The organism is Kribbella antibiotica (assembly GCF_004349055.1).
Lineage (GTDB): Bacteria > Actinomycetota > Actinomycetes > Propionibacteriales > Kribbellaceae > Kribbella > Kribbella antibiotica.
On record NZ_SMKX01000010.1, the window covers coordinates 63,663 to 79,308 of the forward strand.

Genomic DNA, 15,646 nt, shown 5'->3' on the forward strand with positions numbered 1-15,646 from the left:
CCGCCAGGCTGCAAGATCCGGGGCATGCGCGGACACTACGGCGACGTCCCTGACGGCTACCTCTACTACGACCAGTACGGCGACGGCGGACCCGACGTCGTCCTTCTGAACGGCGGCCTGGCCGACACCCGCATGTGGGACTCGACCATCGCCTGGCTCGCGAAGTTCGCCCGGGTCACCACCTGGGACTACCGCGACAACGGTCTCTCGTCCCCGTCGTACGGCCCGTACGACGAGATCGCGGATCTGCTCGCCGTACTGGACGCGGCCGGCGTCGACCGCGCCGTCCTGGTCGGTTCCTCCGACGGCGCCCGCCGAGCCCTCGGCTTCGCCCATCGCCATCCTGATCGCGTGCTGAAGGTCTGCGCCGTGGCACCTACTTTCGGCGAGTTCCCGGACCCATCCCCCGAAGAGGAAGCCGCCCGCGTCGTCATGCGGGCTCACTTCGCTGAGATCGCCGACCTTCTCGAGACCGAAGGAATCCCGGCAGCCGCCGCCCACGACATCGACGGCTGGTGCCCCCAGGTCCCCGAGCCGGCCCGCCGCCTCTTGACCGCCCTGGCCGTCGCCAACTCCCGCATCCTCACCATGCCCGAAGCCCACGGCCAAGAACTCGACCCACCGCTGAAGACCCGCTTCGCCGAACTACAGCCGCCGATTCACATCCTCGTCGGCAAACACGACTTCCAAGGCACCCAACTGTGGGCCCAACGCCTAGCCACCCAAGCCCCCACCACCACTTTGTCGGTCCTCCCCCACGCCGACCACATGCCCATGTTCTCCGCCCCCGCCGCCTTCCGAGAATGGCTCACTCACCACGCCAGAGCCGCGTCGAGCCAGGCCATGAAAGCCTGGTAGTCGACCCGGACCGCCATCTCGATCTCGAGACCGTCATCGCTGCGGCTCATCCGGGCGAGATCATCGAGTACGACGCGTTCGCCCGAGAATCGAATCCCTGGCCATTGCAGGGCAGCGGCCAGCGTCATCGCGTCATGTTGCATCGATCCTGGGTACCGCTCCAACCACCGATCGGTGTGAAGCTTCAGAACCTGCGCCCACGTCGGCGCGTTCGGCTCGGCCCACCGCTTGTACAGCGGCGATGCCGCGGTGATCTCGGTCGCCGGGTTGAACGTCACGTCGGAGACGACGTACGCGGGATCCCACCGCTGCAGAAGGGGCAGCATCCGGATCGCCGCTCCCGGATCCATCCGAAAGTTGTGCTCTGCTCGCGACGGGTCGCGGTAGGCGATGGCTCCGCCCATCTGGGTCACCTGCAGCCGAGCGATCAGCTCCGGCCGCGCATCCTGAACCGCCGACAGATTCGTCAACGGCCCCAGGCCGACCCATCGAACCAGTCCCGCAACCTCCGCGCAGACCTCAGCCACTGCGCCCACCACATCGGTCCCCTGCGCCGGTACTTCTGCGGGCGTCACCCCGTCCACAAACCACAGCCGCCGATTACCGAGGTCCGGTCCCGCGACCACCCTCACGTCCGTCCGGCCCACCAGATCCAGCAGGTACCGCACGAATCGAGCCCGCTCCCCCGAGACCTCGTCCCCCGTCACCACCAGACGCAACTCCGGCACCCGCAATCCCGCCACCACCAACGCCACTGCATCATCCGGATCACCCCCGCAATCCGTATCGATGATCATCGGCACCGGCCGGTTGTCCGGCGTCTCGCTCGGCGGCGGGCCGGCCTCCAGCAGTGCGTCGGACCGGTCTCTGAAGTCGTCAAAGATCTCGCCCAGTCCGGCCAGGGCCGTCCATTCGTCGCGGGGGTCTTGGCCCCGGCTCCCGCCCATCCCGACCTCCAGTTGCTTGTACTGAGCTCTGCACATTCTGTACGAACACACGTTTGTCGTCATCGCTGGCGCACTGGTCGTACGCCGTCCAAATCTTGCGGTAGCTGTCGAAAGGAAGATCGGACCGCTCCAGCATTCGCTGGAGCTGTTCCACCTGCTGCTTGTCGGTTCTGTGCACGAACGAGTTGAGGAATTCCGTCAGCCGTGGCTCCGCCGGCTGACCTGTGATCCAAGCTCGGATCTCGCTGCGATAGCGCTGTGATTCTTCTTCGAGCCGCGGCCGAGGGTCTCGTCCGGCCTTCCGGGTTTCAGCAGCCAGCTGCGCCCGATCGGCCAGAGCGTGAAGATTGACGATTTTTACGCCTTCGCGGATGGTCGGTGACAGCAGCCGCGCAGAGAGCCGAGCAGGGCTCAAGCCGTCCAGCAGCCTCGACTCAAAGCCCTGGAGTCGCTGCTCCGGCCTGGCATCCTTGATCCGGACCGGGCTGCTCCAGGGGCCGTCCAGCAACTCCTCGATGCTGTTGAGCGCGAGTTGATGGGCGAAGGTCTTCGTTTCGTCGTCCGGAAGTTCGTAGAAGGGCCTACCCTCTCGTGAGGATGCAGCCGGTAAGTGAACTTCGTATCCCTGCTTGCTACCCGGATGCGGATCGTGTGGTGACTCACCGAAGAAGGCGTAACGCCCGGTGAATGTCGTCTCCGGGTAGACGGCCGACAACAGTTCCTGCACGGTGCCTTTAAAGCTGGTGTCGAACAGCGTCACCCGGCTACCCGGCTGTCCCACCGGGACCCGGGAAGCACGCAGGTACCTGTCCAGCTGACGGAACCCACCGACGGTGTTCGCCGGATCTACCCGGGCTGCCACTCTGCGGAAGCCGTCGACCTGAGGGAATGTCTTGCCCAGGTGACGCTCCAGGTCCTGCAGCGCGTTCTCCACCAGCGCCCGCGAGAGCACGACGTCGGAGATGTTCTTTCGTGCGAACCGCGGCTCGAGCTTGTGCATCGCCACCGAAAGGCTGTAGCCGTCGCGACCGAGCGCGACAATCCTGTCCACCCGTCCGGCGGCCATGTCGGCACGTAAGTCCACCAGCATTTCGTCGGCGACCCGCACCATCAAGGGAGCCAGATACTCGAAGGTCACGCGGTAGGCGTCCCGAAAGATCTCAACGATGTCGTCGCCTTCATAACCCAGCGCCCCGGTGACCTGTTTGGCGAGCTTGTCGCCGCGTCGGCTGTATTCCCTGCCCTCGCCGTTCATGACTCCAGTAAGTCACGAACGGCGAGAGAGCGTCAGAAGTTATCCACAGGCCTAGCTGCTCAGGACCGACCGCGGCTGGTGGACAGGTGGTGGGTCCCTGCAGCCTACCGCCCACGCGAGCTAGCGCTGGTCCTTCTGCCAAGGACTGACTGCGACCTTCCCCGTACTGCCCAGGTCGAACTCGGGTGTCAGCATGACCGGTACGGCGCCGCCCTTCGCCCAGACTCTGGCGTAGGGACTGTTCACATTCGGGCGGCCGGCCTCGAGGGTGTTGCGCCATGTCAGAGTGGCAGTGGCGCGTTCACCGCGCTTCAGGACCAGCGGCTGAGCCTTACCGTCGGTTGTGATCACTACACCGTTGACGGGCAGGTGGCTCTCGTCGAGGACCTGCAACCGCGGGTGGCCGTTGAGGGAGACGGTTCGCGTGCCGCAGTTCTCCCAGTGGATCCCCAGGACGCGGACTCCCATGGCCGCGTCGGCGTCCGCATCGGCGTACAGGCGCACTCCCGTGCGCGGGCACGCGCTGCCTTTCGAGGGCGCCTCGGCTGTGGGGATAGTCCGCACCTTGATGATCTTCACCCGCAGCTGGAGCCCGCGAGAGTCGTCTGCGGTGACCGTGTCCTTCACAGTCCGGCCCGGTGCCACACCCCGCACTGTCCGCGCCGGATTCACCACCGCCTCGCCGGAGCTCGTGTGGAACCCGAAGGTGACCGTGTAGTCGGCAGCTTCCTTGCCGGAGTTGGTGACCTCGAATTCGGCGCAGTACGGCGCAACCCGGCTCACGCCAGTGATCCGGACTCCGGATTCCGGTACGGATGTCTCTCCGGCGGGCGGCGTGTCACAGGAAGAATCGACCGGCACCTCACGATCGGCTCCCGCGGGCGCCGGCTGCGTTCCACAGGCTGTAAGCAACAGGGCGCTGATCACGACGGCGGGAAGTTTGCTGCGCATCGCCCGAGTGAATCAGATCAGAGAGCGACTGCAGGCGTCTCGCCGTTCCTGACTCCGGTGAGAAGTCAGGAACGGCGAGAACACATCAGCTGCGGAGGACTGGTGGGCCGGCGGGGACTGCTTCTTCCTCGGTGGTGACGGCGCCGCTGAATTGGGCGTTGTAGAGGTTGGAGTAGGCGCCGTTGAGGGCGAGGAGCTCTCGGTGGTTGCCTTGTTCGACGATTGCGCCGTTCTCCATGACCAGGATCAGGTTGGCGTCGCGGATGGTGGACAGGCGGTGGGCGATGACGAAGCTGGTGCGGTCCGAGCGCAGTGCCGCCATGGCGCGTTGGACCAGGACTTCGGTGCGGGTGTCGACCGAGCTGGTGGCTTCGTCGAGGATGAGCAATTGCGGGTCGGCCAGGAAGGCGCGGGCGATGGTGAGGAGTTGCTTCTCACCGGCGCTGACGTTGCTGCCTTCCTCGTCGATGACCGTGTCGTAGCCGTCGGGCAGGCTGTGCACGAAACGGTCGACGTACGTCGCCTTGGCCGCGGCCAGCATGTCGTCCTCGGAGGCGTTCAGGTTGCCGTAGAGGATGTTGTCGCGGATGTTGTCGCGGATGGTGCCGCCGAACAGCCAGGTGTCCTGCAGGACCATGCCGATCCGCGAGCGCAGGTCGTGGCGGGTCAGCTCGGTGATGTCGACACCGTCGAGGGTGATCCGGCCGCCGTTGAGTTCGTAGAAGCGCATGATCAGGTTGACCAGGGTGGTCTTGCCGGCGCCGGTCGGGCCGACGATCGCGACCGTCATCCCGGGTTCGGCGACCAGGCTCAGGTCGGTGATGAGTGGCTTGTCGGGGTTGTAGGAGAACGAGACGTGCTCGAACTCGACCCGCCCGCGCGCCTGCGTGACGGTCTCCGGGGTCTTGTCGTCGGGGACCTGCTCCTCGGCGTCGAGTACCTCGAAGACCCGCTCGGCCGAGGCGACACCCGACTGCAGCAGGTTCGCCATCGAGGCGACCTGGGTGAGCGGCTGGGTGAACTGGCGCGAGTACTGGATGAACGCCTGCACGTCACCCAGCGACAGCTGACCGGAGGCGACCCGCAGACCACCGACGACCGCGATCACCACGTAGTTCAGGTTCCCGACGAACATCATCAGCGGCATGATCAGGCCGGAGATGAACTGCGCCCCGAACGCGGCCTGGTACAGCTCCTCGTTCTTCGTCGCGAACGACGCCTCGATCTCCTTCTGCCGGCCGAACACCTTGACCAGCTCGTGCCCGGTGAACGCCTCCTCGATCTGCCCGTTCAACGCACCGGTATGACGCCACTGTGCGACGAACCTGGCCTGCGACCGTTTCGCGATCACCGCGGTCACGATCATCGAGATCGGGATCGACACCAGCGCGATCAGCGCCAGCAACGGCGAGACCACGAACATCATCGTCAGGACGCCGACCACCGTCAGCAGCGAGGTGAGCAACTGGCTCAGTGTCTGCTGCAGGCTGGTCGAGATGTTGTCGATGTCGTTGGTGACCCGGCTGAGCAGCTCACCGCGCGGTGCGCCGTCGAAGTAGCTGAGCGGCAGCCGGTTCAGCTTGTCCTCGACCTCGGAGCGCAGGTCGAGCACGGTCCGCTGGACGACGCCGTTCAGGATGTAGCCCTGCATCCAGGACAGGAAGAACGAGCCGAGGTACAGCGCGAGCACCAGCATCAGGACGTTGCGCAGGGCATCGAAATCGATCCCGGCGCCGGGCACCAGGTCGACGCCCTGCAGCAGGTCGGCGACCCGGCCGTTACCGGCCGCCCGGGTCTGCTCGATGATCTGCTCTTTGGTCATGTTGCTCGGGTACTTCTTGCCGATGTAGCCGGCGAAGATGATGTCGGTGACCTTGCCGAGGATCTTCGGCCCCAGCACCGCCAGGCCGACGCTGAAGACCGCCAGTACGACGACCAACGACACCTGCACGCGCTGCGGCCGCAACCGCCTCAGCAACCGCTTGGCCGACGGACCGAAGTTCATCGACTTGTCCCCCGGGATACCACCCGGAGGCCCGAACGCCCGGCCCGTAGTCGGGCGGTCGGTCGCCTTGACTGTCTGCTCCCCCTCAGGGGCAGCTACCTCATCGCTCATCGTCGTCCTCGCTTCGCTCCGGGCGCCGCTGAGCGGCACTCGCAGTACTTATTGGTGAACTCGCTCCGCTCCTTCACGCGGCCTCCTCCGCAGAACGCTGGGACTCGACGATCTCGACGTACGTCGGACAGTTGTCGAGCAACTCGTCATGCCGGCCCTTGCCGACGATCGCGCCGTCCTCGATCACGATGATCTGGTCGGCGTCGATGATCGTGGAGACCCGCTGGGCCACGATCACCACACACGCCTCGCGCGTCACCGGCCGCAGTGCCGCCCGCAGGCGGGCATCCGTGGCCAGGTCGAGCGCCGAGAACGAGTCATCGAACAGGTAGATCTCAGGCTTTCGCACCAGCGCCCGCGCGATCGCCAGCCGCTGCCGCTGACCACCTGACACGTTCGTCCCGCCCTGGGAGATCGGCGACTCCAGACCTTCCGGCATCGACTCGACGAAGTCCTTGCCCTGGGCAATCTCCAGCGCCGTCCACAGGTCCTCGTCGGTCGCGTCCGGGTTGCCGTAACGCAGATTGCTCGCCACCGTCCCGGAGAACAGGTACGGCCGCTGCGGAACGAGCCCGATCCGCTCCCAGAGCGCCTCCGGCGCAATTTCCCGTACGTCGATCCCGTCGACCAGCACGCGCCCTTCGGTGGCATCCATCAACCGCGGAACCAGCGAGAGCAGCGTCGTCTTACCGGCGCCGGTACTCCCGATGATCGCGGTCGTCTGCCCCGGCAACGCGGTGAAGCTGACATCACGCAGTACCGGCTCGGCCGCCCCCGGGAACTGGAACGAGGTGTTCTCCAGAACCAACTGGCCCGCACCGGTGAAGGTCTTGATCGCCGTGACCGGCGGCCGCACCGACGACTCGGTGTTCAGCACCTCGCTGATCCGGTCGGCACACACGGTCGCCCGCGGCACCATGATCATCACGAAGGTCGCCATCATCACCGAGAACAGGATCTGGATCAGGTAGCTCAGGAACGCCGTGAGCTCGCCGACCTGCATCGCGCCGCTCTCCACCCGCGAGGCACCGAACCACAGCACCGCGACGCTGGACAGGTTCAGGATCAGCATCACCACGGGGAAGATCAGCGCCATCAACCGCCCGGCCCGGATCGCCGAGTCGGTCAAGTCGGAGTTCGCCCTACCGAAACGCTCGGTCTCGTGCGGCTCACGCACGAAGGCGCGGACCACCCGGATACCGGTGATCTGCTCACGCAGCACCCGGTTCACCGCGTCGACGTACTTCTGCATCCGCTGGAACTGCGGCACCATCCGGCTCGCGATCAGACCGATCGACAGTGCCAGCAACGGCACCGCGACAGCGACCAGCCAGGACAGGCCGGCGTCCTCGCGGACCGCCATGAAGATGCCGCCGATCATCGTGATCGGCGCGGCGACCAACATCGTGCAGGTGGTGACGACCAGCATCTGCACCTGGGTCACGTCGTTGGTGCTGCGCGAGATCAGCGTCGGCGCACCGAACGAGTTGACCTCACGCGCTGAGAACTCGCCGACCTTGTGGAACACCGCGGCCCGCACGTCGCGGCCGAACAGCGCCGCGGTCTTGGCTCCGAAGTACACGGCAACGACCGTGCAGAGGATCTGCACCAGGCTGACGCCGAGCATCCAGCCACCGGTCCGCATGATGTAACCGGTGTCGCCCACGGCCACGCCGTGGTCGATGATGTCGGCGTTGAGGCTGGGGAGGTAGAGGGAGGCGATCGTCCCGACCAGCTGCAGGACGACCACCAGGGACAGGTATCCCGCGTACGGACGCAGGTGCGTACGCAAGAGTCGAACTAACATCAATCATCCCCTGAGTGCTGTGGCTTTCGACCGCCGAGCACGAACTCGGCGATCTCCTCGGTGACCGGTACTTGACCCGTTGCGTTCCTACGGACACCGTCGAGGGCAAAGTCGACGATCTCCTCCGCAGTCAGCACCTGGCCACCGGAAATCATTGGGTGGGTCGCGGAGAACGTGACCATCTGCAGACGGCGCACGACCTCTTCGGGCGAGAAGCGCAGCTGGGCCGAATCCGGCCGCAGCAGCTCAGTGAACGCCATGTTCACGAGGTCGGACTGGCGCTTGCGCCGAGCCTCGTCCAGCGGCGTCGACTTGAGGTCCGGCGGCCGGGCGAGCCGCATCGCGAACATCAGCCGGAACACCCCGCGCAGCCGCCGCTGACCGACCTCGACCGCGGCGACCATCCGCTCCCGCAGCGGCAACGTGACGTCGACCGCGGTGAGCTCGGTGAGCAGATCGCTGGTGTCGAACGCCTTGAGTAGTGCGGCCTCGATGAGCGCGTCCTTGCTTCCGAAGGCACGGAAGATCGTCCCCTCGGCAATGCCGGCCGCCTCGGCGATCTGCTTGGTGCTCACGTCAGGACCGTGCTGCTCGAACAACGGCAGCGCGGCCGCGATGATCGCGGCTCGCCGTTCGTCCGGCGGTAGGGGCGTGGCTCTCGGCGTCACCTGACCGACACTAACTGAGTGAGTACTCACTCACAACTCTATTTACCTCCGGTCGGCCACCAGTTTCGCGACACCGTCGAGCAACCGGGCCAGGCCGTATTCGAAGGCATGATCAGAGTCGTACGGCGCATCGAACTCCTCGCCGACCGTACTCCCGACCCGGCTCGACAGCGGGAAGGCCTGAGCGTCGGCGATTCGATCCAGATGGGGAACGTGCGCCAGCCACCACTCCTTGTCGGTGATCCCCGAATGCTGGATGACCTGCCGCGCCTCCACCGCCGCCCGGACCGCGCCGTGCACGTAGCCGTTGATCAGCGCGACCGTCGCATCCATCTCGACATCACTCAGCCCGATCCCCTCGACCGCACCCAGCTCCCACTCGTACTTCGCCATCACCTGCGGACCGAGCGGCGGGCGACTCACCGCCACATGCAGCATCCACGGGTGCTGCAGATACAGCTCGCGGTTCTCGCGGGCAACCTCGTCCAGCCGGGCTCGCCAGTCCCCCGGTACGACGCGCTTCGGCAGCTCGCCGTACACGGTGTCGAGCATGACGTCGAGGAGCTCGCCCTTGCCGGGGACATAGCGGTACAGCGTCATCGCGCCGGCGCCCAGCTCATCGGCGACGCGGCGCATCGACATCGCACCGATCCCTTCGGCGTCGGCGACCCGGAGTGCGGCCTCGACGATCCCGTCGACGGTCAGGGCCGGTTTCGGGCCACGGGTGGGCTGCTTCTGCCGGCGCCAGAGCAGCTCAAGGCTCTTCGCCGGGTCTCCACTGCCGCTGTACTCCTGGGTCATGTGCGCGATTCTGCCGGATCGGATATTCTTCGTACACTGTACCCAGTTCGATCGGGGATTGACCTCAAGCTTTGTCGAGGTTCTACGGTCGGAAACTGTCGGTGAGGTAGGGAATCATCGACATCCCCGAACGACCGAAGCCGTGGAGCCCGCTGTGAGTATGGAAATGACCGCGTGGAACTCGCTGTACCACGCAATGCACGCATCCGACGACAAACGACCGTTCTCCAAAGAGACACTGCTGCGGATCCTCGCGTTCGCGCGCCCGCACAAGAAACAACTGATCTGGTTCCTGGTGCTGAGCATCACCGCCGCGGTGCTCGCCGTCGCGACCCCGGTGCTGGCCGGCAAGGTCGTCAACACGATCGTCGACGGCAAAGCCTTCGAGACCGTACTGCGCCTGGCCATCCTGATCGCGGTCATCGCGGTCGCGGAGGCCGGCATCAGCATGCTCACCCGCTGGCTGTCGGCGCGCCTCGGCGAAGGACTCATCCTCGACCTCCGGACCTCTGTTTTCGACCACATTCAGCGGATGCCGATCGCGTTCTTCACCCGCACCCGGACCGGCGCCCTGGTCTCCCGGCTCAACAACGACGTGATCGGCGCCCAGCGCGCGTTCAGCGACACCCTCTCCGGGGTGGTGAGCAACCTCGTGATGCTCGCACTGACCCTCGTGGTCATGCTGCGCATGTCCTGGCAGATCACACTCCTCGCGCTGGTCATCCTGCCGATCTTCGTGATCCCGGCCCGCCGGGTCGGGCGACGGCTGGCCGCGCTCGAGCGAGAGTCGGCCAACTACAACGCGACGATGAGCACCCAGATGACTGAGCGGTTCTCCGCGCCCGGTGCGACCCTGGTCAAGCTCTTCGGCCGCCCGGCGCGAGAGTCCGCAGAGTTCGCCTCGCGGGCCCGGCGGGTGCGCGACATCGGCGTCCGCACCGCGATGGTGCAGTGGATCTTCGTCACCGCGTTGACGCTGGTCTCGGCGCTCGCCCTGGCCGTGGTCTACGGTCTCGGCGGCTTCTACGCGCTGCGCGACCAACTGGACGCCGGCACCGTCGTGGCGATGGCGCTGCTACTCACCCGGCTCTACGCACCGCTGACCGCACTAGCCAGCGCGCGCGTCGAGGTGATGACCGCACTGGTCAGCTTCGAGCGCGTCTTCGAGGTCCTCGACCTCAAGCCGCTCATCCAGGACAAGCCCGACGCCGGCACAGTCCCCGAGGGCCCGGTATCGGTCGAGTTCACCAACGTCCACTTCGCCTACCCGTCGGCCGACAAGGTCTCCCTCGCCTCCCTCGAAGAGGTCGCCAAACTCGACACGCGCGGCGGAGTCGAGGTCCTGCACGACATGACGTTCCGGGCCGAGCCTGGACAGATGATCGCCCTGGTCGGTTCCTCCGGAGCAGGCAAGTCCACGATCGCCCAGCTCATCCCCCGCCTGTACGACGTCGACTCCGGCTCAGTGCGGCTCGCGGGCGTCGACGTACGGGATGTGTCGGCCGAGTCGTTGCGGGAGACGCTCGGCATGGTCACCCAGGACGGACACCTGTTCCACGACTCCATCCGAGAGAACCTACTGCTCGCCCGGCCCGAGGCAACCGAGGACGAGCTGTGGGATTCACTGCGGCGGGCCCGGCTCGAGGACCTCATCCGGTCAGTGCCGGACGGCCTCGACACAGTGGTCGGCGAGCGCGGCTACCGGCTGTCCGGTGGTGAGCGGCAGCGGCTGACGATCGCCCGCCTGCTGCTGGCGCAGCCACGCGTCGTCATCCTCGATGAGGCAACGGCCGCGCTCGACTCCACCAACGAGGCCGCCGTCCAAGCGGCACTCACCGAGGCGCTCGCCGGCCGCACCGCAATAGTGATCGCGCACCGGCTCTCGACCATCCGCGCCGCCGACCAGATCCTCGTGATCGAGGACGGCCGGATCCTCGAGCAGGGCACGCACACCAGCCTCCTGGCGGCCGAGGGCCGCTACGAAGAGCTGTACCGCACCCAGTTCGAGCAGCCCGGCGCTGCTCCGACCGACGCGGAGGTCCTCACGGTCTGACACAGCTGAGGTGACGAGGTTCGGGGAAGTCGGTCGGGACTTTGGGAGTGCGGTTGTCTGAACTGTCGGGATGTGCGGTTGGGTTTGCCCCCTCGGATCCACCACGGGACGGCAAGGTGCTGTTCTGGGATCCGGAGGGCGGCGAAGTACCGCTCGGAATCGGGGAGCAGGTCCAGCTCGACGTGACAGTCGAGCCGGACGTGCAGTCCGTGCGCGCGATCAGCGTGAGCGTGGCGGACGCCGTTCCGATGCTTGGGCGGATGCGGCGCGAGCCTGGTGCACACCCAACGGCAGCATTCTGGGGATCGGCCGCGGTCGCGGCGCTGCAGTTGGTTGCCCGAGGCAAGCTCTTGCCCGGCGTCTCCCCCGACGGGTACGACGCCTGGCGGATGGGACCACTGGAGCCGGCCGATGTCACCCGGCTGATCACTCTGGCCGAGGCAATGCCACCGACCGGCGTTCCCGGCGAGCTCGCAGCCGAGGGACTGGTGCGCGCATTCTGGGATGCGGTCGCGGACGGGATGCCACGATCCCCCGCCGCCGCCAAGGCACAAGGCGGCGGACTGTTCGCCGCCAAGACGCCACAACGGGCCGAGAAGCTACGGCGCTGGGCCGACGAGGTGTCCGTCGGCCTCGACAGCGGGGTCCGGGTTTCGCTGCGGATCGAGATGACCGAGGCTCAGGCCTTCCACGCCGTCGTGCAGCTGCACAGCCTCAAGGACCCGACGCTCGTGCGGGACGCCGACGACGTCTGGGCGGCCGAGGTCCCCGGCTTCGGACCGCGAGCCCGGATCGACGCGACACTCGCGATCCGCCGGGCCGGGCGAGTCTGGGCGCCATTGGCCCGTCTGCTGGACAGCGCCGTACCCGACCAGATCGAGCTCGCCGACTACGAGATCGGCGACCTTCTGACGGGGACGGCGCAACGGGTGGCCGCTGCCGGGATCGAGCTGCACTGGCCACGCAGCCTCGGGCGAGACCTCAAGGCACGCGCCGCGATCACCGCACCGCAGCAGCGGCCGAGCGACCTGCCGAGCTTCTTCGGCGGCGACGCCACCTTGGACTTCCGCTGGCAAGTTGCCCTCGGCGACGATCCGCTCACCGAAGAAGAGCTCGACAAACTCGCCGAGGCGACTCGGCCGGTCGTTCGGCTCCGCGACCAGTGGATGCTGATCGACCCCGAGCTGGCCCGGAAGGCCCGCGATCGGATCCTCAAACCCGTCACCCCGATCGACGCGCTCAGCGCCGCCTTGACCGGGACGACCGAGGTCGACGGCCAGCAGATCAACGTCGAGCCGACCCCCTGGCTGTCCGAGCTGCGGGCCCGGATCGCCGATCCCGAGCGCGCCGCCGAATTGATCGACGTACCGGCTGCTCTGCAGGCGACACTGCGCGACTACCAGCTGCGCGGGCTGCGGTGGCTGGCACAGATGACGTCGCTCGGTCTCGGCGGTTGCCTGGCCGACGACATGGGTCTCGGCAAAACGATCACGCTGATCTCGCTACACCTCCATCGCCAGGAGTCTGCCGGGACGGCCGGCCCAACGCTGGTCGTCTGCCCGGCTTCACTGCTGGGGAACTGGGAGCGTGAGGTCAACCGCTTCGCGCCTGGCACGCCGGTGCGCCGATTCCACGGCTCGGCGCGCTCGCTCGACGGCGCCGAGGACGGGTTCGTGCTGACGACCTACGGGACGTTGCGACGCGACGCCGTCCGGCTTGGCGCCCATCGATGGGCGCTCGTGGTCGCTGATGAGGCGCAGCACGTGAAGAACCCCTCATCCGGGACGGCGAAAGCGTTGCGAACCATCCCATCGCAAGCACGAGTGGCGCTCACCGGCACACCGGTCGAGAACAACCTCTCCGAGCTCTGGGCGATCCTCGACTGGACGACACCGGGCCTGCTCGGCCGACTCAGCACCTTCCGCACGCAATGGGCGCAACCCATCGAGGCCGACAAGGACGAAGAGGTCGCGGACCGACTCGCCAAGCTCGTCAAACCGTTCCTGCTTCGGCGCAAGAAGTCCGACCCCGGGATCGCACCGGAGCTGCCACCCAAGACCGAGACCGACCAGACCGTCTCGCTCACCCGGGAGCAGGCCAGCCTCTACGAAGCGACCGTCCGCGAGCTGATGGCCGAGGTCGCCTCCAGCGACCGAATGGCCCGCCGCGGCGCGATCGTCAAGCTCCTCACCGGGCTCAAGCAGATCTGCAACCACCCGGCGCAGTACCTGAAAGAAGGCGAGGACGCGCGCCTGAACGGACGCTCCGGCAAGCTCGAACTACTCGACGAACTCCTCGAAACGATCGTCGCCGAAGACGGCGCGGTCCTGGTCTTCACCCAGTACGTCGCCATGGCCCGCCTGCTCGAACGCCACCTGGCCGGGCGCGGGATCGCCACCCAACTGCTGCACGGAGGAACACCAGTGCGCAAGCGGGAGGAGATGGTCGAGCGGTTCCAGGCCGGCGACGTACCGGTGTTCTTGCTGTCGCTGAAGGCAGCCGGGACGGGGCTCAACCTGACACGAGCCGACCACGTCGTGCACTACGACCGCTGGTGGAATCCGGCCGTCGAGGACCAGGCGACCGACCGGGCCTACCGGATCGGCCAGACCAAGCCGGTGCAGGTCCACCGCTTCATTGCCGAAGGCACCATCGAAGACCGGATCGCCGCCATGCTCGCGGCCAAACGCGAGCTCGCCGACGCCGTACTGGCCGGCGGTGAAGCGGCGCTCACCGAGTTGTCGGACAACGAACTTGCCGATCTCGTCGAGCTGCGGGGAGGTCTGCGATGAACGCGGCTCAGGGGTATCCGGCCTTTCCGGCCCAGCGGCGGAGCACTCGCGGCCAATCATGGTGGGCGCGCGCCTGGGTGCAGGCGCTGGAAGACACCTCACTCGACAACGAGCAGTTGAAACGAGGCCGCCGGTACGCGAACTCGGGCCACGTCGGGACGATCACCATCAGCCCGGGCCGGGTCGGCGCCACCGTCTACTCCCCCGACGACACCTACGAAGTCACCGTCCGGGTGGACGAGCTGACCGAAGCCGAGTGGGCCCAGTTCCTGGACCAGGTCGCGGCGCGGGCCGGGCACATTGCAGCTCTACTTGACGGTGAGATGCCCCAGGATCTCGTCGAGGCAGCCGAGTCTGCCGGCGTCGCACTGCTGCCGGGGATCGGCGACCTGGACCCGAGCTGCACCTGCGATGCGTGGGAGCTCCCGTGCCAGCATGCCGCCGGCCTTGAGTACCAGGTCGCTTGGTTGCTCGACTCAGATCCCTTCGTGCTGCTGCACCTGCGGGGTCGTTCCCGCGATGTGCTCCTCGACCAACTAGTCGCACGCTCGACCAGCGCCGAGGGTCAAGCTGAGGTTGAGGATGAGCCTGTCGTCAAGGTTCAGACAACACCCGGCGAGCTGCCTGCCCTTCCCCCGGTGCCCCGCAAGGTGATGCTGGATGAGTTGGCTGTCAGCGGGATCGAGCCCCCGCTGCCGCTAGCGCCATCCGTACTGCCGATGCTCGTGCTCGACGCGTCTCGGCGAGCCCGCGCGCTGCTCATCGCGCTGCTGAATGGGACGCCAGAGCCTGAGCCGCTCAACGAATGGCAGGACGCCGTCCGGCTCGCCGCCGACTTCCCCGAGCTGCTCGCACCGCTGGCCGCGGCAACGGGCCGGCCGGTCGAGCTCGGCATCGGCGTACAGGCCTGGCAGTACGGCGGCTTCGCGGGCCTCGACGTCCTCGAGCATTCCTGGGCGCCGACCCCAGTGGACCTGGCCAGAGCAGGCGCCGACCTCCTCGCCGAGGAGACCGAGAACGTAGTTGTCACCGGCAACCGCCTGACCGTCCATCCCGACACCCAACTCCGCCTGGACCACCACGGCAACTGGCACCCCTACCGCCTCCTCGACCACACGTGGACCCCAGCCGCGGCTGCCTCCCCCGATCCCCTGATCGCCCTAACCACCGACGCATAGCCGCGAGTGAACCCACCGGGCAGAAGCCACCGCCAATGTGCGGACTCTGCTGCCGGCAAACGCTTGTCGCCACCCCGGTCCGCACACTCGACACAGTGAACCCACTCGGCACGACACCCGGGGCGCGAGTGGGTTCACTCGGCACGACGCGGGCGGCTAGGCGACCGTGTGGTTGGGGGATGCCAGTCGGGGCACTTCTTCGGGGTGCTTAAGGTCGCTT

General features: G+C 67.0%; 11 protein-coding genes. 4 read left to right on the forward strand and 7 right to left on the reverse strand.

All coding sequences use genetic code 11. The features are described from left to right. Window positions 1-24 precede the first annotated feature (24 nt). Window positions 25-858 (forward strand): alpha/beta fold hydrolase, encoded by an 834-nt coding sequence (locus E1263_RS05830; protein WP_132166123.1) that lies wholly within the window; start codon window positions 25-27, stop codon window positions 856-858. On the opposite strand, the gene E1263_RS05835 is transcribed toward E1263_RS05830, so the two are convergent. From E1263_RS05835 to E1263_RS05860, 7 genes are all read right to left on the reverse strand, one after another. After that, entirely contained in the window at window positions 813-1,805 is a 993-nt protein-coding gene (locus tag E1263_RS05835) for a nucleoside hydrolase (protein WP_165956494.1), read from the reverse strand. The two genes, E1263_RS05830 and E1263_RS05835, sit on opposite strands and share 46 nt — an antisense overlap. Then, on the reverse strand, window positions 1,735-3,060 hold the full coding sequence (locus E1263_RS42565; protein ID WP_165956495.1) for an ABC transporter permease: 1,326 nt from the start codon (window positions 3,058-3,060) through the stop codon (window positions 1,735-1,737). Before E1263_RS42565 ends, E1263_RS05835 begins: the two co-directional genes overlap by 71 nt. A 120-nt stretch (window positions 3,061-3,180) precedes the next feature. Further along, window positions 3,181-4,011, reverse strand: a complete 831-nt coding sequence (locus E1263_RS05840; RefSeq protein ID WP_132166125.1) for a DUF4232 domain-containing protein — start codon at window positions 4,009-4,011, stop codon at window positions 3,181-3,183. 85 nt (window positions 4,012-4,096) lie between these two features. After that, the gene (locus E1263_RS05845; protein WP_132166126.1) at window positions 4,097-6,127 is read right to left on the reverse strand and encodes an ABC transporter ATP-binding protein; all 2,031 of its coding nucleotides are present in this window, start codon (window positions 6,125-6,127) and stop codon (window positions 4,097-4,099) included. A gap of 73 nt (window positions 6,128-6,200) precedes the next feature. Next, window positions 6,201-7,934 carry an ABC transporter ATP-binding protein gene (locus tag E1263_RS05850; protein ID WP_132166127.1) on the reverse strand — a complete coding sequence of 578 codons (1,734 nt, stop codon included), beginning with the start codon at window positions 7,932-7,934 and terminating at the stop codon, window positions 6,201-6,203. Then, window positions 7,934-8,602 carry a TetR/AcrR family transcriptional regulator gene (locus E1263_RS05855; RefSeq protein WP_132166128.1) on the reverse strand — a complete coding sequence of 223 codons (669 nt, stop codon included), beginning with the start codon at window positions 8,600-8,602 and terminating at the stop codon, window positions 7,934-7,936. Before E1263_RS05855 ends, E1263_RS05850 begins: the two co-directional genes overlap by 1 nt. Before the next feature lie 42 nt (window positions 8,603-8,644). Beyond that, the gene (locus tag E1263_RS05860; protein WP_132166129.1) at window positions 8,645-9,403 is read right to left on the reverse strand and encodes a TetR/AcrR family transcriptional regulator; all 759 of its coding nucleotides are present in this window, start codon (window positions 9,401-9,403) and stop codon (window positions 8,645-8,647) included. Window positions 9,404-9,569: 166 nt separating this feature from the next. Here E1263_RS05860 and E1263_RS05865 point away from each other — a divergent pair, with 166 nt between their 5' ends. Genes E1263_RS05865 through E1263_RS05875 form a run of 3 tightly spaced genes read left to right on the forward strand, consistent with a single transcriptional unit; the run spans window position 9,570 to window position 15,426 of the window. Beyond that, the gene (locus E1263_RS05865) at window positions 9,570-11,456 is read left to right on the forward strand and encodes an ABC transporter ATP-binding protein (protein WP_132166150.1); all 1,887 of its coding nucleotides are present in this window, start codon (window positions 9,570-9,572) and stop codon (window positions 11,454-11,456) included. 47 nt (window positions 11,457-11,503) lie between these two features. Then, window positions 11,504-14,248, forward strand: a complete 2,745-nt coding sequence (locus tag E1263_RS05870; RefSeq protein ID WP_238161089.1) for a DEAD/DEAH box helicase — start codon at window positions 11,504-11,506, stop codon at window positions 14,246-14,248. Then, window positions 14,245-15,426, forward strand: a complete 1,182-nt coding sequence (locus E1263_RS05875; RefSeq protein ID WP_132166131.1) for an SWIM zinc finger family protein — start codon at window positions 14,245-14,247, stop codon at window positions 15,424-15,426. The genes E1263_RS05870 and E1263_RS05875 overlap by 4 nt, the downstream gene beginning before the upstream one ends. Window positions 15,427-15,646: the final 220 nt, after the last annotated feature.

Coding starts and splice junctions, on each gene's coding strand:
- E1263_RS05840 (WP_132166125.1), bottom strand. CDS start 4,011: ATGCGCAGCAAACTTCCCGCCGTCGTGATCAGCGCCCTGTTGCTTACA.
- E1263_RS05875 (WP_132166131.1), top strand. CDS start 14,245: ATGAACGCGGCTCAGGGGTATCCGGCCTTTCCGGCCCAGCGGCGGAGC.
- E1263_RS05830 (WP_132166123.1), top strand. CDS start 25: ATGCGCGGACACTACGGCGACGTCCCTGACGGCTACCTCTACTACGAC.
- E1263_RS05845 (WP_132166126.1), bottom strand. CDS start 6,127: ATGAGCGATGAGGTAGCTGCCCCTGAGGGGGAGCAGACAGTCAAGGCG.
- E1263_RS05835 (WP_165956494.1), bottom strand. CDS start 1,805: ATGGGCGGGAGCCGGGGCCAAGACCCCCGCGACGAATGGACGGCCCTG.
- E1263_RS05865 (WP_132166150.1), top strand. CDS start 9,570: ATGACCGCGTGGAACTCGCTGTACCACGCAATGCACGCATCCGACGAC.
- E1263_RS42565 (WP_165956495.1), bottom strand. CDS start 3,060: ATGAACGGCGAGGGCAGGGAATACAGCCGACGCGGCGACAAGCTCGCC.
- E1263_RS05860 (WP_132166129.1), bottom strand. CDS start 9,403: ATGACCCAGGAGTACAGCGGCAGTGGAGACCCGGCGAAGAGCCTTGAG.
- E1263_RS05850 (WP_132166127.1), bottom strand. CDS start 7,934: ATGTTAGTTCGACTCTTGCGTACGCACCTGCGTCCGTACGCGGGATAC.